This window comes from Idiomarina sp. X4, assembly GCF_002808045.1.
Classification (GTDB): domain Bacteria; phylum Pseudomonadota; class Gammaproteobacteria; order Enterobacterales; family Alteromonadaceae; genus Idiomarina.
In genome coordinates, this window is the sequence record NZ_CP025000.1 from 1,497,336 (window position 1) to 1,516,444 (window position 19,109).

Below are 19,109 nucleotides of genomic sequence, written 5' to 3' on the forward strand. Positions count from 1 at the left end.
TATGTTGTTGTCTGATCTCTCTGTAAAGCGTCCGGTATTTGCGACAGTTCTAAACATATTGTTATTGGTATTTGGCATTGTTGCATTCACCATGCTGCCGTTGCGTGAGTACCCGGACATTGATCGACCCATTGTCTCTATTGACACCGACTACCCAGGAGCCTCGGCCGAAGTCGTAGAGACCCAGGTTACCCAGCTGGTTGAGGACCGGATAAGCGGTATTGAAGGCATAAAAAACATCAGTTCGAGCAGCAGTAATGGTCGTTCTCGTATCAGCATCGAATTCAACCTGACTCGAGATATTGATGCCGCGTCGAATGATGTCCGGGAACGTGTTTCCAGGGTGCTTGATAATCTACCAGAAGAAGCTGACCCGCCTGAAGTGTCAAAAGCCTCAAGCGATGAAAGTACGGTTGTTTGGTACAACCTGCGTAGCGAAAGCATGTCCATATTGGAGCTGACTGACTACGCAGAGCGATACATCGTTGACCGTTTGTCAGTAGCCGATGGCGTCGCTCGGGTCGTTATAGGCGGTGATCGCCGTTATGCTATGCGGGTTTGGCTGGATCGTGATGCGATGGCTGCGCGGCGCGTCACTGTGACGGATATTGTCAGTCGCTTGCGGGAAGAAAACATCGAGTTGCCAGCAGGGGAAGTGGAATCGACAGACCGGGAGTTTTCGGTTCGCATGGCGCGAGCGTATTTAACACCCGAAGACTTTAGAAACCTGGTGATACGTCAGGGAGACGATGGCTATCTTGTTCGGTTAGGTGAAGTGGCTCGAGTGGAACTGGGAGCCGAAGATGACAAGACTGACTTCCGGGGCAATGGCGTCAATATGGTCGGTATTGGCATCATTAAACAGTCTAAGGGGAATACTCTTGAAGTGGTCAACAATGTTCACCGCGAAATGGAGAATATTCAGGAAACGCTCCCCGAAACCATGTACTTGGCGCCAAGTTATGACTCTTCTATTTTCATTCAAGGCTCAGTGGATGAGGTTTACAACACATTAGCCGTAGCGATGGCGTTAGTCATTGTTGTTATTTATTTGTTCCTGGGGAACGTGCGCGCAACCATTGTGCCGGCATTAACCGTGCCGGTTGCCATCATTGCGTCTTATATTGTTCTGTTTGCTCTGGGCTTTTCCATTAATCTACTGACCTTACTGGCGCTGGTGTTAGCCATTGGTCTGGTGGTTGATGACTCGATTGTCGTTCTCGAGAATATTTACCGCCGTATAGAAGAAGGCGAGCCACCTCTACTGGCTGCTTACCGGGGGGCACGAGAAGTTGGCTTTGCGGTAATAGCGACCACCTTGGTGCTTATTTCTGTGTTTGTTCCTTTGGCGTTTCTGGAAGGTAATATCGGTAAACTTTTTACCGAGTTTGCGCTGGCCATCGCCGCCGCAGTTGCATTTTCAAGTGTTGCTGCGCTGACACTAACGCCTATGCTGAGCTCCAAAGTCCTGAGCAAAAAGGAACGTACCAGTAAATTCGGACGTGCATTCGATACGACGTTTAACTGGTTAGAGCAAGGCTACAGTAACATTCTGGAAAAAAGCGTAAAACGACCTTTGATGGCGGTTGTTTTAGTCGTCATGTCAGGTGTGGTTGCCTACGGGTTGTTCAGCTTTATTCCTCAGGAGTTTGCGCCGCCGGAGGACCGCGGGACCTTCTATATACGCGTCAATAGCGCCGAAGGTGCCAGCTTCGAGTCGAGCTCACGCCATATGGATGAAATTGAGCAAATTCTTTTGCCTTATATCGACGAAGGCAAAATTGACCGTTTAATTGTAAGGGCGCCGGGGTGGGGCGGCAGTGCCGGTATTGCGATTGTTGGAGCGGTGCCGTTCGACGAGCGCGACTGGTCAAGCTTTGACTTAATGGAAGAAATGCGAGAACAGCTGAACTCGGTAGTCGGTGTGCAGGCCTTTGCCTTTATGCGTAGCGGCATTAGTGGCGGCGGTGGTCGTCCTGTGCAGTTCGTGTTGCAGGGGAATACATACGAACGGTTGGCCGACTTCCGTGATATTGTTATTGAAGAAGCATCGACAAACCCAGGACTGCAAAATATCGATAGCGACTATAAAGAGACGCTACCGCAGTTACTTATTCAGGTTGATGAGGCTAGCGCTGCGGACTTAGGTGTTTCCGTGCAGGATATCGGTATTACTCTGCAGTCAGTTCTGGGGCAGAGGCGTGTAACAACGTACCTCGACAGGGGTGAAGAATATGACGTGATGCTCGAGGGTGAAAAAGCGGATTATCGTAGCCCCAGTGCTATTGATAATATCTATGTGCGCTCGCGTGAAAGTAATGAACTCATTCCGCTTTCAAATTTGGTCACCATTACTGAACAGGCAACGTCAGCAAGGCTGAATCGCTATAACCGTATGCGCAGTGTGACAATCGAGGCAAACTTAGCTGAGGGATATTCGCTGGGTGAGGCGCTAAGCTATCTTGAAGGTGTGGTTAAGGAAAAACTACCGGAAGACGTGTCTATTGACTATAAAGGCGAATCGCAGCTTTACAAAGAAAGTGGTAGCTCTATTGTTTTTGTGTTTGGGCTCGCGTTGATTATTACGTTTTTAGTATTGGCCGCTCAGTTTGAGAGCTTTATCCACCCACTGGTGATTATGCTGGCTGTGCCTATGGCCATTGTTGGTGCGCTTATAGGACTTTACCTAGCCGGTATGAGCATCAATATCTACAGCCAAATAGGCATTGTTATGCTGATAGGTCTGGCCGCGAAAAACGGTATTTTAATTGTCGAGTTTGCGAACCAGCTGCGTGACTCCGGTGTCGAGTTTAAAGAGGCAGTGCTACGGGCTTCGCGTCAGCGTTTGCGCCCTATTGTGATGACTGCATTCACGACTCTCATGAGTGCCATGCCGCTTATTCTTGGCTCAGGTCCGGGCGCTGAAAGCCGTCAGGTCATTGGTACGGTGATATTTGCCGGCGTGGCGGTATCGGCGTTCTTAACCCTGTTTGTTATTCCGGCGCTTTATATTGCATTGGCTCAGAAGACCAGTTCACCAATGGCAATTACTCGTAAGCTGGAGTCAATGCAGGAAGAATACCCTGACCACCACAGTTAGTAGTGCAAGATAGGTTCATTGCCGGCGGTTGTTAAGCCGGCAATGACGTTTTGCGCAAAGCTTGGGTGGTTGGTAAAAATGCCGTCGACACCCATTTCGTGAAGCTCTTCAATATCGTGCTGTTCATCGACTGTGTAAACATACACTTGCAAACCTCTTTTGTGCCCATCCTCGACCAGTTCCTTGGTCACAAAATCGACTGCAAAATGGGCTGAGTACGCGTTAAGGTCTTGTGCAAACTGACAGTAAGTTAACGGACAGCTGGCACTTAACGCGCCAATAAGCGCACTGGGGCGACGGTTTTTGAGGCGTTGCAACCAATGATGGTTAAACGATGAAAACAAAAGCTGGTCTTGCGAAAAGTTCGTATTGGTTAGTGCGAAATCCACATCTTTAAGCAATTCGCGAGTCGGAATGTCGCCTTTGAGCTCAATGTTCACATGACAGTGGCCATTAATGTGTTTGAGGGCATCGCGCAGCGTCGGTATGGGTTGTTGTCCAAATATTTTTAGTTGCTTTATTTGCTCGGCAGATAAGTCCTTTAAGCGTCCAGGTGTTGCGGTGAGGCGCTCGAGGTAGCGATCGTGAAAGACGAAGCGCTCGCCGTCAATGCCATAAACATCGAGTTCAATGCCATGCACGCCTGAGTCCATGGCTCGTGTAAAGGCAGCTAGCGTATTTTCCGGGGCTTCGTAACTTGCGCCCCGGTGAGCCCACAAAATCAATCGCCACTCTCTTTAGTTTCAGATTTAATTTTTGCCATCACTTCACCCATGCGAGTTGTGGAAAGAGGCTCCAGCTCGTCGTCAAACTCTATCGCATCTTTAGCAAATGTTAGTACCACGGTTGAGCCTAATTTAAAATGACCCATTTCCTCGCCTTTCCTGAGATGGATAGAAGCTGGGCCTGATGTTGGATAAGACCAACTTTGAATTCGGCCACCGGTTGGTGGCGTGACTGTGCCGGACCAAACAGTGCCAATACTGGCGACAATGGTCGCGCCAACCAGCACTAACGACATAGGTCCCACCTCGGTCTCAAAAATAGCGACAACGCGTTCATTACGCGCAAATAAGTTGGGCACATTGGCGGCTGTTAATGGGTTAACCGAATATAAGTCACCCGGTACGTAAATCATTTTTTTCAGCACACCGTCGCAAGGCATGTGAATACGGTGATAGTCTTTCGGTGCCAGATAAATAGTTGCGAAGTCGCCATTCATAAACGGTTTGGCGTCTTCGTCGCTGCCACCGAGCAACTCTTTTAATGAATAATCATGTCCTTTGGCTTGAAATATACGCCCGTCTTTTATCTCACCCACCTGACTCACAGCACCGTCTACCGGATGAGCCAATTCGTCCTCATCCGCTTTTAACGGTCTCAGCTCTGGTTTCAGTCGGCGCGTAAAAAAGTCATTAAAGGTTTTATAGGCGTGCGGCGACTCTTCAATAGCCTCACTCATATCAATTTTGTATTGACGGATAAACCAGCGGATGAATGCTTGAGTGAACCACCCTGCACGTGCCGCTGCAAATTTTCCCATTAAACGGGAAATAAAATGTTTCGGCATAATATGCTGGAAGAAAATTTTGGCTTTATCAGTCTTTGCCACAGTTAATTACCTCTAATAACCCTGCTGGGTTTCTGTGTTTTCATCGTTTCAATAATGCGATGATAATTAGAAAGGCGCCAGTCGTGCAATTCATTCTTGCTGACGGCGTCCTGCAATGCGCAGCCCGGATCGTCTGCATGCTTGCAGTCCCGGAATTTGCAGCCACCTAAATAGTCGCGAAAGTCGACATAACACCAGGCAACACGTTCCGGCTCCAGATGCCATAGTGAAAACTCCCGAATACCGGGGGAATCGATTAAGGCGCCGCCTTCGTCTAAGTCATACCAAGTCGCCACTGTTGTTGTATGCTGACCCAACCCGGAGTTATCTGACACTTGTTTGGTTTCGGCGTTCACTTCGGGCAGTAATTGATTCACTAAAGATGACTTCCCGACTCCCGACTGCCCGACCACAATTGATACGTGGTTTTTTAGCCGCAGCCTAAACGCATCCAGTCCTTGCCCAGTTGCGCTACTGACTTGCAGTACCGTGTAACCAATTTCCTGATAGTCGGTCAAACGTTGTTCTATTTGTGCTTTTTCTTCTTCACCTATTTGGTCGAGTAAATCAGCTTTATTAAGTACAAGAATAGGTTCAATACCAATGTCTTCACAAGCGACTAAATAGCGATCAATGATTTGTGATGAGAAGCTCGGCAGTACGCTGGATATAACAAAAATTTGGTCAATATTGGATGCCACAGGCTTCAAGCCGTCGTAATAGTCCGGGCGGGACAGCAAACTCTGACGCTCGTGTACGGCAATAACGACGCCCTGCATACCTTGCTGCTCAGTCGTTGCCCGAGCCCATTGAACGATGTCGCCACAGACTAAGCTGTCGACCACACGGCGAATATGGCAACGAAAGGTATTACCCTGCTCATCTCTAATATCAGCGTGCTGTCCAAAACGGCTAATGACACGGCCTGTTTCAGGCGCATTAAGCTGACCGTCGTTCCATTCGACATCATTGCTTTTCAGCCGCTTTTTCTGATTCGCCGATACGCGGCGCTGCTGACCTTTATTGAGACGTTTGCGTTTTGCCAATCGGGATAACCTGTTGTCGAGCTTTAAATGACGCTATCATACAACAAATTGCATTGAGAGAGCAGGGTAATGGCTGAAGACGATAAGAAACAACGCTTAATCTGGATAGACTTGGAAATGACCGGCCTGGTGCCGGAAGAGCATCATATTATTGAGGTAGCGACTATTATCACGGATGCTGGACTCAATACAATTGCCGAAGGCCCGGTAATTGCGGTTCATCAACCCAAGAAATATCTCGATCGCATGGACGCCTGGAACGTGAAAACTCATACCGGCTCAGGGTTAGTCGAACGTGTGCAAAAAAGTCAGCATAACGAGCGCACAGCAGCGGCAGCAACCATTGAGTTTTTACAGCAGCATATCGACGCCGGCGTATCGCCTATGTGTGGTAACAGCATTTGCCAGGATCGTCGTTTTTTAGCACGCCACATGCCGGAACTTGAAGCGTTTTTCCACTACCGAAACCTTGATGTCAGCACCTTGAAAGAACTGGCAAAACGCTGGCAGCCAGAAGTAGCGGATAGTTTTAAAAAGTCCGGTGCCCATGAAGCTCTGGCAGATATTCGAGAGTCTATTGATGAATTGAAGCACTACAGAGAACATTTTTTCAGCAAATAAGCCAATTGCGGCGCAAAAACTATTGACCTTATCGGTGGTATCAGTAGAATACACGCCGCACTGACGAAGCGGGAATAGCTCAGCTGGTAGAGCACAACCTTGCCAAGGTTGGGGTCGCGAGTTCGAATCTCGTTTCCCGCTCCAACGTCAGACTTTCCAGAATACTGCAAAAGTATCAATACGCGGGAATAGCTCAGCTGGTAGAGCACAACCTTGCCAAGGTTGGGGTCGCGAGTTCGAATCTCGTTTCCCGCTCCAAGTTTTTATCTAAAAGTCAGCTAATAAGTCTCTCTTTTCGAAGACGAAGACCTTCAAAAATAGGCTCTGCAACTTTCATTGGAAAGTGCTTGGGTAAGCGCTTACTAACTTTTTCAATAACGTTATCTGTGCTTTCATGCATTACCTTAAGGACATCCTGCATCTCTTTTAGGCTGTACTGCGCTTCCTTTGCTGAACTGATGAAGTGACGCCCGTAGATCTGAAAAAGCTTTGATTTTCGACCTTTTGAGCCTTTAAGTGTCATAGCGAGTTTTAAGTCTCTTAAATGAAGCCCTTGACCTCCGACTGCTGGGTACGCAGAAAGAATGTCGTAAAGCGGAGTTAACTTGAAAGAACCGCCTGGCTCGATATACACAGAAAAGTTTTTAGCATGTCCGTCGGTTGCGCCTAGCAGAAAAAATAGCACCTGCGCAGCCATAAAGGTTTGTCTGTCTTTATGGGCATTAGAAGAGCTTTGTAGATGTTTCATAATTTGCGCTATAGATGGACCGCCGTCAGGTTCGTACTTGCGAGCGGAGGGGCAACTAAGTACCTGACAGTAGTCCTCTTGTGGCAGGCGCATGAGCCAGGATTTATCGCTGGAATATTTACGATCAAAGCGCTCTACGGCCAGAGCCTTTACTTTACCTGTATTTACAATTTCACAAGCTGGCACGTCGAACCCAAATTCCCTGGCGATTTCCAGACACAGCAGCTCATTTTCAACGCTGTCGGATAAGTCGATAGTATGGTCTGCTCCTTGGATCTTGCCGATAGGGAGCTTGATGATGTGGCTTGTCGGTGTAGCTCCTTCGGGAACACACCATTTATCTTCTATTTTAAGTAACGCAGTTTTCTCTTGTGCACCAGCTATAGATATACGAAAGTCATTGAGCTCATTCACCATGCCAAGCGGTGCCTTTGACTGATAGCCTAGAAGAACCTTTTCTAACTCGCTTGCATTGAGAGGCTTGTAGTTGATTGTCTTTATATTGCCAGGTTGTTCCCCTTGGGGGTAAAACTGTAAAGCGCCTACTGTGTCTCGACCTACTGCTTTGAGAAGATCAAAAGGTTGTTTCGAGTCGGCTCGATAGCGCGCAACAATCCGGTCTCGAACTTCCTGGTTATCGGGCAGAAGGTTATCGAAAAAGTTGATGACTTCAGCACCTTCGTAGGCGCTTCTTGTTAGAGGCATTGATAACGAAATTGGGCGGGCGCCCGGTGTATTGAGCCAGTTGATACTGTAGTTAAAACGGTGGGCGCCAGAGTGACTACGGTGCAGCTCACCGACCAGTAGCCCGTTCATATAAATATCGAGTTTATCCATTACCATTCCTCATTCCATGAGTGTTCAGTGGTGTTTCCCTGAGCGTCTTCCTTGCTCTTAATGTTTAACTCTAGTCCAAGCGCTGATAGAAGCCGAAATAACGTATCTATTTGGCTTTTCTCAGGAGAAAGTTCAAAGCTTGAGACAGTGCCTTGCCTTAAACCAACAAATTCAGCAACTTTTGTCTGACTTAAATTTTGGCGTTTCCTTTCATCTTTCAAATGGGCAGCTAAAGCGTGGGGGCTTGTAATTTTCATATTATTCCTAAACGTGACTCCGTTTAAGAACAGTATCATACGCATTTGCGTATAAATCAAATTTTAATCGCTAGTGCGTATATATGAGTTTTTAGACGCACTAGCGATTAGCCGAGTTTTAAGGTTATCACTAACTCTTCTTCGAACTATCCACAAACATCGCAATAGCACCGTCACCGGTAATGTTACAGGCAGTACCGAAGCTGTCCTGAGCCATGTACAAGGCTATCATCAAGGCAACTGCGGTTTCGCCGAAACCGAGCATGGAGCCTAATAGGCCAACTGCAGACATAACCGCACCGCCTGGAACGCCCGGTGCAGCTAACATGACAATACCCAGCATTAAAATAAACGGCAGCATGGTAAAGAAGCCGGGAATAGCTAGCGAGTTGTGCAAAACCATAACCGCAACCGCGCAGCTGACAATCGTAATGGTAGAGCCAGCCAAATGAACCGTCGCGCACAACGGAACCGTAAAGTTGGCAACGTCGTTATCGACTTTGTTTTTACGTACGCTTTGTAGGGTGACTGGAATAGTGGCTGCACTAGACATAGTACCTAGCGCCGTAAAATACGCCGGCAGCATGTTTTTGATTAAAAACAGCGGCGAACGACCGGTTCTTATGCCTGCCATAATGTACATAGAGGTAATGTAAACCCAGTGCAAGGCAACGGCGAGTATGAGGATAACGCCAAAGGTTTTCAGGGTGTTAAAGACGGTACCGGCCACGGCCATTTCCGCAAAAATGCCAGCGATATACAGCGGCAATAAAGGAATAATAACTTTAACCAGCAGCAGCTCAATAATGTCACGGCCCTGATCTGACAGCTTTTTTAGGTTTTCTGCTTTGGTACTGGCAATACCCAACCCAAAAATAAAGGCTAAAACCAAAGCAGACATGACTTCCATTAGCGGTGGAACTGACAGTTCAATAAAGGGTTCGATAGTGGCTTTGGCCTCGGTCGAAACACTTTGGGCATCGGTGGTCAGCCAGGGAACGACAATGCTGGCAGCAAAAAACGCAACAATGCCTGCAGTAACCGTAGAGGCATAAGCAATGCCTAAGGTTTTACCCAGCAATTTCCCAGAGTTACTGGGCAAACTGGCGATACCGCTGGTAATAAAAAAGAGAATCAATAATGGGATAGTGAAGAACAGTAGCTGGCCAAACAGTGTTTTGAAGGTCAGCAGAAGTTGGCTGACCCATTCTGGCATGTATAACCCAATAAGAATACCGGCGACAATGCCCGCCACAAGCTTAAGAACTAATCCCATAATAGTCGACTCTTTTTTATGAATGTTTTAAGAATAGAAGTGCGCTTAGAGTAGGCCTTTTAAGTGCGCAACAATACTGCGACCTAACGCGCTGAGATTATACCCGCCTTCGAGCGTCGATACGATACGGCCGTCACAGTGTTTGTCGGCAATTTCTTTCAGCTTAACGCTTATCCAGTGGTAGTCTTCTTCTTTCAGTAGAAACTGTGACATTTCGTCTTCTGCGTGACCATCGAAGCCTGCCGAAATGAGCACCAATTGAGGCTGAAATTCGTCGAGTGCATGGAGCCATTTTTCTGAAACGGCTTGTTGCCATTGTTCGCCTTTACAACCAGCTGGCAGTGGTACGTTGTGTACATTGCTGGCGCTGTTGTCTTCGCCTGTGAACGGGTAAAACGCCTGCTGGAACGAAGAGCAAAACAAGATACGGTCATCATCCTGAACAATATCCTCGGTACCGTTACCGTGGTGAACGTCAAAATCGACAATAGCAACGCGTTCAAGCCCATGCCTTTCAATGGCATGATAGGCAGCAATGGCAATGTTGTTGAATAAGCAGAAGCCCATGGCTTTTGTTCGCGTCGCATGATGTCCCGGCGGTCGAACGGCACAAAACGCCTGTTTGTTGAGCGTTGTCATAACGTCGTCTACGGCGTTTACAGCAGCCCCAGCGGCTTTCAAGGCGGCGGTTAAGCTGCCGGGTGTGACTAAAGTATCCGGGTCTATCCATTCATGATCGTACTCGGGAATTTCCGCACGAATAAAGTCGATATGTGCTTGCGAATGCGCCGCTTGAATCGCCTCCCAAGGGGCCGCGGTAGCCTCTTTGCGTATAAGCACGAAGTCGAGCCCGGAGCGAATGAGTTGGTCATTAATGGCTTCAATACGGGCAGGGCATTCGGGGTGCTGCTCGTTGGGGATGTGTTTAAGGCAGTCATCGTGACTGAATACGACTATCGACATAATTTATTCACTGCCCTCTATAAGGTCGAGTTTTAGCAAAACGTCACCGGGCTCTTCACTGGGGAGGCGCTTAAAGCCGCCCCGTTCAAACACACTCAGCATGGGTTTATTGGCAGCTAATACGTAGGCTTGCATACTGTCCAGGCCACGCTCCCGTGCTATGCGGATCATTTCATCTAAGAGCTTGCCCGCCATGCCGCGGCCCTGGTATTTCTCGCGAGTGACAAAAGCGACCTCACAGCTATTTTGCGACTCGATATAGTAGTAACGCCCAACCGCCTGAATCTGAACTGCAGAGCCTTTCTGGTGAACAATACAAAGTGCTAAGTCTTTGGACTGATCGACGCTGACTAAGTTACAGGACTTTTCACGACTCATGCTGGTGGGCACGGCGTTGTATCGCAATTGCAGCGTTTCTTTGGTGTGCGAGTAGAAAAACTCCTGCAGACGACGTTCATCCGACGGGTATAACGGACGTAAGTCAAAACTCTCGCCATTAATTTGTAGTTTTTTGAAGCCAATGTCGCCAAGCTCTGGCACATCGACCGGGGTTTGCTGTTGATAATGCGGTACCCAGTAATGCTTACGGACTTCTTGAAGCAGGTGATTACGAAACTTCGGGTGCGCTACGCGAATAAGTTCAAGTGCCCGCTCGCGGATGCTTTTACCGCGCAATGAAGCAACTCCAAATTCTGTGACAACGTAATGTACGTGTCCACGAGTTGTAACGACGCCGGCCCCTTCTCTTATAAATGGTACGATGCGTGAGACTTTCCCGTCGTTTGTGGTAGAGGGGAGAGCAATAACTGGTTTCCCGCCTTTACTTAAGGAAGCCCCTCGACTGAAGTCGACTTGTCCGCCAATACCGCTGTAAAATTGGTGACCAATAGAGTCCGACACAATTTGTCCGGTTAAATCGACTTCAATAGCGCTGTTGATGGCCACTAACTTATCATTACGTGCGACGTTAGCGGGTGAGTTGACGTACTCACTCGGGTAGAAGCCGACATGAGGGTTATGATCAACAAAGTCGTATAGGGCTTTTGAGCCCATGCAGAAACTGGTCACAATTTTATTCGGGTGAAAGGTTTTCTTGCGGTTATTAATGACACCTTTCAACATTAAGTGCATGACATCGTCGGTAATCAGTTCGCTGTGAATGCCTAAATCTTTATGATTACTGAGGTATCTCAAAGCGGCTGCACAAATATTGCCAATACCGACCTGCAAAGTAGCACCGTCTTCGACTAACAGGGAAATATACTGACCAATACGCTCAATAATTTTACTGTTGTCGTGCTCTGGAGGTGCTAACTCAGGCAGTGGCGACGAATGTTCCCAAAAGTAGTTAATTTGATTTTCGTGTAAAAACGACTGTCCGTAAGTGACCGGCATTTGCGGGTTAACCTGAGCAATCACGGTTTTTGCGGATTTAGCTGCAGCCGCTACCACATCAACGGATACACCCATTGAGTGATAGCCATACTTATCGCCCGGAGCAACCATAATCAACGCCGCATCTAATGGCAAAATACCATTATTGAACAGGTTGGGGATGTCTGAAATAAAGCTGGGCGTGTAGTCGGCTCGACCTTCATTAACGGCTTTGCGAATTGTGCCTCCGCCAATGAAAAACGTATTCACCTTAAACAGTTGCTGATACTGGGGCTCTGCCCATTTGTTGTCGGACAGCGTCATAAGCTGCACAATTTCAATATCGTGCAGGTCTTTTGAGTTCTCAATTAGGTCGTCAATTAACGCCGTTGGCACGGCCGCATGAGAGCCGATAAAAATGCGCTGACCCGATTTTAGAACGTTTGACCAATTTATCTTTGTTTCTGTCATAACATCCGTTTTATCGCAGATGTATACTTTGTGCAATCACTAAAATTAAGGTAAACTCGACGATTAATTAATAACCAAAAAGACATCGCTCCCATGTATAAAAATAACAATAAATGGGCTCAATTTGGGGCTACTTTGTCATTGTTGCTGCTACTTAGTTTTGCGGTAAAGGCAAACCAGGCTCCCATAGAAAATATCAATGGTGTTCCTGTTGATATGGCGATGGAAAAGCGGCTTGATGAATATTTAACGACAATTGGCGATGAAGGCGTTGATTCCAAAGCGTTGCTTTTTGGCGTTCTTGAAAAAATCTCTAGCGAAACCCCGGTTGCAACTCGCGCCAGAGCGTTGAGCTATGAAGCTTACTGGCACTATTATGAAGGCAATACAGAGCTTGCTTTTGAAACGCTGGATAAATTATTTAATCTTGCTGAAAATACAGAGCTAGCTGATGTAAAAGTGGAAGCTTTAGCAACACAGCTGGAACTGCTCCAATACGAAGGCAAGTACGGTGAAGCATTTTTATTACTTAGTGATATAGAAATTCACCTGTCCAGCGCACGCATGCCTCGTCTTAGATACTTTGCACACAACCGTATTTCCCGTGTTTATGCTGACTGGAATAGGTATGACGATGCCCTGCGTCACTTGCTCGCTGCTCAGGAAGCTGTTAGCGAAACCAACAACGAAAGAACCCCTATTCGTCAGCAGTACCTGGATTATTCCATTGCGGTTATTCAGTCGGAGCTGAAGAATTGGCAAGGCTCATTGGATACGATTAATAAAGCGATAGAGCATGCTAAACAGCATGAATTAACTTACGATTTGCCTGACTTTTACCTTCATAAATCGTATGTCGAAGCCGGCATGGGTGACAGGCGAGCCTCGCATGACTCATTAAGAAAAGCCTATGATACCGCTAAAAGTGGCGAACGAATTTATTTGTTGCCGACAATTTTGAACAATTTCGGCGATCATTACATGTATGAAAAAGACTGGGAGAAGGCACGCAGCCATTTACTAGAAGCGCTAGAGCTTGCTGAAGAGGTTGAAGATGTTTGGATGGCTCAAACTATACATTTTAATTTAGGGTTTGTTGAGGTGCATCAGGGGAGTACTGAGTCAGGCCTAAAAGAAATGACGGATGCCGTTCAATTTTACAGGGACGAAGAGTTAACAAAAGAAGTGGAAGCGATGTTGGGTGAACTCGCTCAGGCTTACGAATTTGCGGGCTTATATCAGAAACAAGCAGAAACTCTAAAAGAGCAGGTTGAGTTGTCAAAGGAGCACTACCAAAGCGATCAGCAAAAAAACCTCGCAAACCTGCAACAACTTTATGAAACCAAAGACAAAGAGCAGCAAATTGAGTTATTAGAGCGTCAAAATGAACTTAAAGAGCAGTTGCTGGAAATAAATCAACAGCGCAACATGATTTGGTTGTTACTTGGAGTCGTGGCGGTATTTGCTGCGGTTTTCGTCTTTATTATGTACCGCAAAGCCCGGAAGTCGAATTTACGCCTGAAAGCCGCGAACACTATGCTGGCAGATCAGTCCTTAAAAGATCCTCTAACCGGCTTATGGAACCGTCGAGCACTGCAAAAGGAGATGGACGAGCGCAAAAAGCACGGAGAGCGTCGGGATGCAGCTATACAATCAGACGGTTTAATTCTCCTTGATCTCGACTTTTTCAAACGTATCAATGACAAGTACGGTCACGCAGCGGGCGACGCTGTTTTGGCCGAGGTGAGTCGCCGCTTGCAAATGGTTTGTCGAGACAGTGATAAGCTCATTCGTTGGGGCGGTGAGGAGTTTTTATTTCTGGTTCGCAACATCGATGACGAGAACCTAAAAGAAATGAGTGAACGAATACTGAACGAGTTGGCGAAAAAGCCGATCAGGTTCGAAGGTCATGAAATACCAGTAACAACCACTATCGGTTTTATTCGCTTGCCTTTCTCGGGTGTATCCGAAAACCAAATGGACTGGGAAAAAGTACTGCAGGTTGCTGATATGGCCTTGTACATGGGTAAGGCGCATGGCCGCAATCGGGCCTGTGGAGTCACTGAGCTGCATGTCTCTTACGAAGATGCTCGGGCAGTATTGGAAAAGGACTTATCTGAGGCGCTTAGCAACAAATGGATATCGATGGAAACCATAGAAGGTCCGAAGATGCCGAATAAAGATCCGTCATGAAGCTTTCTCAGTTTGGGCCCGGCGCGCTGGTGGCAGCCGCCTTTATCGGCCCAGGAACTGTTGTTACTGCATCGCTAGCCGGGGCTAACTATGGTTACGCCCTATTATGGGCACTAGCTTTCTCTGTTTTCGCTTGTCTCATTTTACAAGAAATGTCAGCTCGTATCGGTCTTGTGACTCAAGCCGGGCTGGGCGAGAATATCCGGAGCAATCTTACGTCTGGCTGGCTGCGTTGGTTGGCATTACTGCTTATTTTTAGTGCGATAGCTATTGGCAACAGCGTTTATCAGGGCGGTAATTTATCCGGTGCAAGCTTGGGGGCTTTTGAATTGCTCGGACCTGTTCCTGTGCTGGATCATTGGCTAAGTAATGCCTGGGCGGTTGTTATCGGTTTTGTGGCATTCCTGGTGCTTTGGTCGGGTAATGCGCGAATTATTGAAAAGTCACTTATTGCTATGGTGCTCCTTATGAGCATCGCATTTCTAGGTACGTTCTTTTTGACCGACCCTGACTGGGCTGGTGTACTTAACGGTATTTTCTCACTCAGCATGCCTTCGGGAGCCACATTGACCGTGGTGGCGCTCATTGGCACGACAGTGGTGCCCTATAACATCTTTCTTCATGCCTCCAGCATTTCCAAAAAGTGGCAATCAACAACTGACTTGCCAGCCGTTCGCCGCGACTTATTTGTTTCCATTCCATTGGGTGGTTTGATATCAATGGCAATTGTAGCGACCGCTGCATCCGCATTTTTTGGTCACCAGATTACAATCTCCAGCGCTGCCGATTTAGCTGTATCTTTAGAGCCATTGTTTGGCAACGCGGCAACGTACTTAATGGCAATGGGTCTGTTTGCTGCCGGTATATCGTCGGCGACTACGGCTCCTCTAGCCAGCGCCTATGCTCTCAACGGTATAATGGGGTGGTCAGTGAGTTTGAAGAGCCGCGCCTTTAGAGCGGTTTGGTTGACCATTTTGTTATTGGGCGTTGCTATTTCCAGTCTCGGCATCGAACCGGTCACCGTTATTTGGTTTGCGCAGGTAGCGAACGGTATTTTGCTGCCTGTTATTGTGAGCTTTTTGTGGTGGTTAAGCTGGGGAAGCTTGCTGGGCAAGAATCGCAATTCCTGGTGGCAAAACCTGTTAGCTGCGCTGGTGTTCATTATTTCAATTGTATTGAGTATCAGAAGTTTAGGCTCAGCGTTTGGCGCTTTTTAATTCTCTAAAATAGGAAAAAGGCAGCGTCCCTGCTGCCTAAAACTCACGAAACGAGTTACTCGCTTGCGGCACCAACGAACTCGAGTTCTACCGGCTCGCTTGATGCTTCAATGGTGACATTTTCCGTTAAGAAAAACTCTATGTCGTCATCGGCTTCTGGGTCGTCCGCATCGTTACACGTTAATGCCGCGGTGTAATCGCCAGTCGCAATGAAGCCCATAGCGAAGTCATAGGTGTCAACTCCGTCAAAATAAACCGCTGTGCTTGCGTACGGCTCATTTTCTTCGCTACCGCCGTTGTCGGCTAACGCTGAAGTTTCTAGGCCACTGCCTTCATAAAGGTAAACGTAAGCAACTGGTTGCGACTCATCTTCAGGTGCGACAGTGCAGGCTTCATTAAACAGCAGAGCCCCTTCCGCTACCGTGCCTTTCAAGTGACCAACCGCGGAATTATCAACCAGGCGAACGCCGCGCGGCTTAAGAATATAGTGTTCTTGACCGACCGGGTTGGTCATTGCATGGCGAAGATCAAACTCAACGGTGAAGTTAAGGTTACCGCCTGCATCGGCGATGAACCCATCAAGCTTGAGCTCATTTGAAGGCACTTGGACCGGCACTTGCTCAGCCTCTCCATCGCCATTCGTATCGGTCATTACGTACGAGCCATCGGCCATCACCAGTCTTAGCTGCCCATATTGGCCGGCATCAATTTCAGCATTTTCGAGAAACACCATCGACTCGTTTCCGGTAAATTCAAGTAAATCGATACCGATCGTATTAGGGATCGGGTTGCCTTCAGAGTCTAAACAAAGGTCATTTTCTTCCGGTGCTTCTAAATTGTCTCCGACGGTAAATGTTTGTGCCCCGTCACCATTCCCCGTGAGTTCAACGGCATTAAAGCAAGCAACAACAGCCTCAGCGTTATCGACAGGCGCGTCACTCACTCCCAAAGTGAACTGAGCAGTATCCGGTGTGGTCGGGTCATCATCAGAACCGCCACAAGCGGCTAATGTTACTGTCGCTAAAGCTAACGTTGTGTATGCAAATAAACGCATGGGTATTCCTCCTTGTGAGTTATTTCCCGTTAGTTATAGACTTGAGCCAACAAAATTTAAACGCGTTTTACAAAAATTTTCATTGACAAAGTTGTGGTATAGCTCTATATCGTTTTTGTCGTAAATAACGACAGGCTTTTTGTTCGGTTTTAGTCTGTAGGAAGGGCTTATCATGACCACTATTACCCGAGAGTTATTATTGAAGAAACCGTTTAACGATTTCAGAAACTATCCGTATGGCTTCGCGCGTTCTGGCGACTTTTCTATCAGGGAAAGCGATGCATTGACACACTATGGTTGTTTGATTACCGCCATGCTCAATGGCGAGTTTAAACCGACGTTGCAGGAAGACATCGATTTACTGGCTGCTGCAAAAGGCGAGCAAGCGCCTGCTACCCCGGTTGAAAAGACATGGGCGAAATATCAGGCGCGTATTCACCGTCCTAAAGTGGCGAGTATGTATGGTAAAGGTAAGTTTGCTGACGATTCTTTAGGCTCATCTTCGGACACAGAAGATGATCTGATAGTCGAAGATTAAGAGTGCGAACTAACAAGCTTTAAGCGTCTGGGAGCCTGGCGGTGGCAATGGTAACAATAGCTGCCGCCAAAACGTTTTGCTTCCTTCTTGGCTTCGGTTGCAAGTAACGCAACGTCGTGGTGCGACTCACAAAGCTTAGCGTCTGGGCTGACAACGCCAACCGCAATGCTCAATAAAGAGAAGAATGTTGGGTGGCCCTCGCGGTTCACCGCTTTAATACCGCCAAGTTTTATATGTTCTTCTTGGTAAAACTGAACAATGTCCTCATCAAACCGTTCAATGACTTTCTGGCAGCTGTTTTCAATTCTGTCGGCAGTGACAGCGGCATGATCAAATATCACGACAAAGTCATCACCGCCAATATGGCCGACGAAGTTACTGCACCCTGTCAGCGTTTTTTGCAGTAACTGAGCGACCCATTTTATCACTTGGTCACCTTGCTCATAGCCGTAAATATCGTTGTAGGGTTTAAAGTGGTTTAAATCGAAGTAGGCAACGCTAAATTGACGTTGTTCTCTCAGTTTTTCGTTGATAACACGATTGATTGCGACGTTGCCGGGCAGTTGAGTCAACGGATTTGCATGTCGAGCATCGTTAATTTTCAGTTCGGTTATTTTGCGTAGCAAGCTTTTTATCGAGGCCACGCCGTAATATCCGTTGTTGCGAGTAACAATAATATGTTGATAGACATCGGTTTCGTCATGCTCAGTAATTAACTGACTGACGTCTTCCAGCGACGCTTGCCAGTCGACAGCAATAGGCTCTTTTTCCATTATGTGAGCAACAAGTTTATTGGCATTCAGTGCATGTCCATACGATCCAGAAAACCGCTCTAATAACTTTTCCCGGCTGATGACGCCGACCACTTTTTCGTGGCGAGTGACAGGAAGTAATGACAATGCCGCATTTTTGGTAAAGCGGTTCAGTGCTTCTAAAGCCGGTTCATCATCAGCAATAATTTCCAGCGAATTAACAACGCTGGCAATCGTTTCATTATAACCGCCTTTTACTGGCTTATAGGTGTTTAAAAGTGATGGTTGAACATTATACACCGGTAATTTAGCAGGCTTACCAAACAGATACCCCTGACAGTGTTTAATGCCTAATGCGTGAAGTTGTTCAAGTTCCTCTTTGGTTTCAATACCCTCGGCAATCACCTTTGTTTGTATGTTTTTTGCCAACGATAGAATGCTTTGTACAAATTCTCTTTTCACCGATGATTCATGAATATCCTGAACGAAATAGCGGTCAACTTTAACGTAATCGGGGTGTAGCTCAGACCAAAGCTTTAAACCGGAGTAACCAGCGCCTAAGTCGTCTATGGCTATCATAAAGTCTAATTGTCGGTAGTGAATAATGGCTTCCTTTAGGTTTTCAGTGTCTTCTATCGGATAACGCTCGGAAATTTCGATCACTATTTGGTTTGGGTCGAGGCCAAGCTGTTGTGATAGCCGTAAAGTCGAACCATGGGGGTGAGAATCATCTTTTAATACGTTGGGGTTTACGTTTAAAAACAGTTTGCCGGTCATGCCCTGACGCTGAAACTCTTTTAGTGCGGCATAACGGCAGGCAAGCTCCAGCTCAGACAGTAAGTCGCACTCATTGGCAACAGAGAAGAGCTTATCGGGAAACTCCAGGTCGTGACCTTTTGGCCCTCGAATGAGCGACTCATGGCCAATGACATAACCGCGGGCAGTATCAACAACGGGTTGAAATAAGGGGAACAATTGTTGATTTTCAATCAGTGAAATGAGCGCCTGGCGGCTATCGCACGTTGACATAAAGCCTCCTGTCATAAACAT

General features: G+C 47.2%; 15 protein-coding genes and 2 tRNA genes. 7 read left to right on the top strand and 10 right to left on the bottom strand.

The window, feature by feature from the left end:
* Nucleotide 1 precedes the first annotated feature (1 nt).
* The gene (locus CWC33_RS07165; protein ID WP_100691390.1) at nucleotides 2–3,100 is read left to right on the top strand and encodes an efflux RND transporter permease subunit; all 3,099 of its coding nucleotides are present in this window, start codon (nucleotides 2–4) and stop codon (nucleotides 3,098–3,100) included.
* Here CWC33_RS07165 and CWC33_RS07170 read toward each other — a convergent pair.
* The 3 genes from CWC33_RS07170 to rsgA are packed head-to-tail and all read right to left on the bottom strand — an operon-like array spanning nucleotide 3,097 to nucleotide 5,758.
* Nucleotides 3,097–3,825: a glycerophosphodiester phosphodiesterase gene (locus CWC33_RS07170; RefSeq protein WP_100691391.1), complete on the bottom strand. Its 729-nt coding sequence runs from the start codon at nucleotides 3,823–3,825 to the stop codon at nucleotides 3,097–3,099. The genes CWC33_RS07165 and CWC33_RS07170 overlap by 4 nt on opposite strands.
* Nucleotides 3,822–4,670: an archaetidylserine decarboxylase gene (gene asd / locus CWC33_RS07175; protein ID WP_100692299.1), complete on the bottom strand. Its 849-nt coding sequence runs from the start codon at nucleotides 4,668–4,670 to the stop codon at nucleotides 3,822–3,824. The genes CWC33_RS07170 and asd overlap by 4 nt, the downstream gene beginning before the upstream one ends.
* A gap of 44 nt (nucleotides 4,671–4,714) precedes the next feature.
* A complete protein-coding gene (gene rsgA / locus CWC33_RS07180) occupies nucleotides 4,715–5,758 on the bottom strand; it encodes a small ribosomal subunit biogenesis GTPase RsgA (RefSeq protein ID WP_100691392.1) in 1,044 nt (347 codons plus the stop codon).
* A 69-nt stretch (nucleotides 5,759–5,827) separates the two neighbouring features.
* Here rsgA and orn point away from each other — a divergent pair, with 69 nt between their 5' ends.
* From orn to CWC33_RS07195, 3 genes are all read left to right on the top strand, one after another.
* Entirely contained in the window at nucleotides 5,828–6,379 is a 552-nt protein-coding gene (gene orn / locus CWC33_RS07185) for an oligoribonuclease (protein ID WP_100691393.1), read from the top strand.
* A 68-nt stretch (nucleotides 6,380–6,447) separates the two neighbouring features.
* Nucleotides 6,448–6,523: transfer RNA gene (locus tag CWC33_RS07190), tRNA-Gly, on the top strand.
* Nucleotides 6,524–6,561: 38 nt separating this feature from the next.
* Nucleotides 6,562–6,637 (top strand) — tRNA-Gly (locus CWC33_RS07195).
* A gap of 16 nt (nucleotides 6,638–6,653) precedes the next feature.
* On the opposite strand, the gene CWC33_RS07200 is transcribed toward CWC33_RS07195, so the two are convergent.
* The 5 genes from CWC33_RS07200 to CWC33_RS07220 all read right to left on the bottom strand — a co-directional run bounded on the left by CWC33_RS07200 (nucleotide 6,654) and on the right by CWC33_RS07220 (nucleotide 12,305).
* Nucleotides 6,654–7,964, bottom strand: a complete 1,311-nt coding sequence (locus CWC33_RS07200; RefSeq protein WP_100691394.1) for a type II toxin-antitoxin system HipA family toxin — start codon at nucleotides 7,962–7,964, stop codon at nucleotides 6,654–6,656.
* The gene (locus tag CWC33_RS07205) at nucleotides 7,964–8,221 is read right to left on the bottom strand and encodes a helix-turn-helix domain-containing protein (protein WP_100692300.1); all 258 of its coding nucleotides are present in this window, start codon (nucleotides 8,219–8,221) and stop codon (nucleotides 7,964–7,966) included. The genes CWC33_RS07200 and CWC33_RS07205 overlap by 1 nt, the downstream gene beginning before the upstream one ends.
* Nucleotides 8,222–8,351: 130 nt before the next feature.
* Nucleotides 8,352–9,497: a dicarboxylate/amino acid:cation symporter gene (locus tag CWC33_RS07210; RefSeq protein ID WP_100691395.1), complete on the bottom strand. Its 1,146-nt coding sequence runs from the start codon at nucleotides 9,495–9,497 to the stop codon at nucleotides 8,352–8,354.
* 45 nt (nucleotides 9,498–9,542) lie between these two features.
* Nucleotides 9,543–10,460: a histone deacetylase family protein gene (locus tag CWC33_RS07215; RefSeq protein WP_100691396.1), complete on the bottom strand. Its 918-nt coding sequence runs from the start codon at nucleotides 10,458–10,460 to the stop codon at nucleotides 9,543–9,545.
* Nucleotides 10,461–10,463: 3 nt separating this feature from the next.
* Nucleotides 10,464–12,305, bottom strand: coding sequence for a bifunctional acetyl-CoA hydrolase/transferase family protein/GNAT family N-acetyltransferase (locus tag CWC33_RS07220; protein ID WP_100691397.1), 1,842 nt, complete (start codon nucleotides 12,303–12,305; stop codon nucleotides 10,464–10,466).
* 93 nt (nucleotides 12,306–12,398) lie between these two features.
* On the opposite strand from CWC33_RS07220, the gene CWC33_RS07225 reads away from it, so the two are divergent.
* Together CWC33_RS07225 and CWC33_RS07230 are read left to right on the top strand one after the other, a co-directional pair.
* Nucleotides 12,399–14,498, top strand: a complete 2,100-nt coding sequence (locus CWC33_RS07225; protein ID WP_100691398.1) for a tetratricopeptide repeat-containing diguanylate cyclase — start codon at nucleotides 12,399–12,401, stop codon at nucleotides 14,496–14,498.
* A complete protein-coding gene (locus CWC33_RS07230) occupies nucleotides 14,495–15,715 on the top strand; it encodes an Nramp family divalent metal transporter (RefSeq protein ID WP_100691399.1) in 1,221 nt (406 codons plus the stop codon). Before CWC33_RS07225 ends, CWC33_RS07230 begins: the two co-directional genes overlap by 4 nt.
* A 55-nt stretch (nucleotides 15,716–15,770) precedes the next feature.
* Here the strand turns inward: CWC33_RS07230 and CWC33_RS07235 are convergent, their stop codons facing one another.
* Nucleotides 15,771–16,769: a DUF4382 domain-containing protein gene (locus CWC33_RS07235; protein WP_100691400.1), complete on the bottom strand. Its 999-nt coding sequence runs from the start codon at nucleotides 16,767–16,769 to the stop codon at nucleotides 15,771–15,773.
* A 172-nt stretch (nucleotides 16,770–16,941) separates the two neighbouring features.
* On the opposite strand from CWC33_RS07235, the gene maoP reads away from it, so the two are divergent.
* A complete protein-coding gene (maoP, locus tag CWC33_RS07240) occupies nucleotides 16,942–17,307 on the top strand; it encodes a DUF413 domain-containing protein (protein WP_088767390.1) in 366 nt (121 codons plus the stop codon).
* On the opposite strand, the gene CWC33_RS07245 is transcribed toward maoP, so the two are convergent.
* Entirely contained in the window at nucleotides 17,304–19,088 is a 1,785-nt protein-coding gene (locus CWC33_RS07245) for a bifunctional diguanylate cyclase/phosphodiesterase (protein ID WP_100691401.1), read from the bottom strand. The genes maoP and CWC33_RS07245 overlap by 4 nt on opposite strands.
* Nucleotides 19,089–19,109: the final 21 nt, after the last annotated feature.

Coding starts and splice junctions, on each gene's coding strand:
- CWC33_RS07165 (WP_100691390.1), top strand. CDS start 2: ATGTTGTTGTCTGATCTCTCTGTAAAGCGTCCGGTATTTGCGACAGTT.
- asd (WP_100692299.1), bottom strand. CDS start 4,670: ATGCCGAAACATTTTATTTCCCGTTTAATGGGAAAATTTGCAGCGGCA.
- orn (WP_100691393.1), top strand. CDS start 5,828: ATGGCTGAAGACGATAAGAAACAACGCTTAATCTGGATAGACTTGGAA.
- CWC33_RS07200 (WP_100691394.1), bottom strand. CDS start 7,964: ATGGATAAACTCGATATTTATATGAACGGGCTACTGGTCGGTGAGCTG.
- CWC33_RS07205 (WP_100692300.1), bottom strand. CDS start 8,221: ATGAAAATTACAAGCCCCCACGCTTTAGCTGCCCATTTGAAAGATGAA.
- CWC33_RS07210 (WP_100691395.1), bottom strand. CDS start 9,497: ATGGGATTAGTTCTTAAGCTTGTGGCGGGCATTGTCGCCGGTATTCTT.
- CWC33_RS07215 (WP_100691396.1), bottom strand. CDS start 10,460: ATGTCGATAGTCGTATTCAGTCACGATGACTGCCTTAAACACATCCCC.
- CWC33_RS07220 (WP_100691397.1), bottom strand. CDS start 12,305: ATGACAGAAACAAAGATAAATTGGTCAAACGTTCTAAAATCGGGTCAG.
- CWC33_RS07225 (WP_100691398.1), top strand. CDS start 12,399: ATGTATAAAAATAACAATAAATGGGCTCAATTTGGGGCTACTTTGTCA.
- CWC33_RS07230 (WP_100691399.1), top strand. CDS start 14,495: ATGAAGCTTTCTCAGTTTGGGCCCGGCGCGCTGGTGGCAGCCGCCTTT.
- CWC33_RS07235 (WP_100691400.1), bottom strand. CDS start 16,769: ATGCGTTTATTTGCATACACAACGTTAGCTTTAGCGACAGTAACATTA.
- maoP (WP_088767390.1), top strand. CDS start 16,942: ATGACCACTATTACCCGAGAGTTATTATTGAAGAAACCGTTTAACGAT.
- CWC33_RS07245 (WP_100691401.1), bottom strand. CDS start 19,088: ATGTCAACGTGCGATAGCCGCCAGGCGCTCATTTCACTGATTGAAAAT.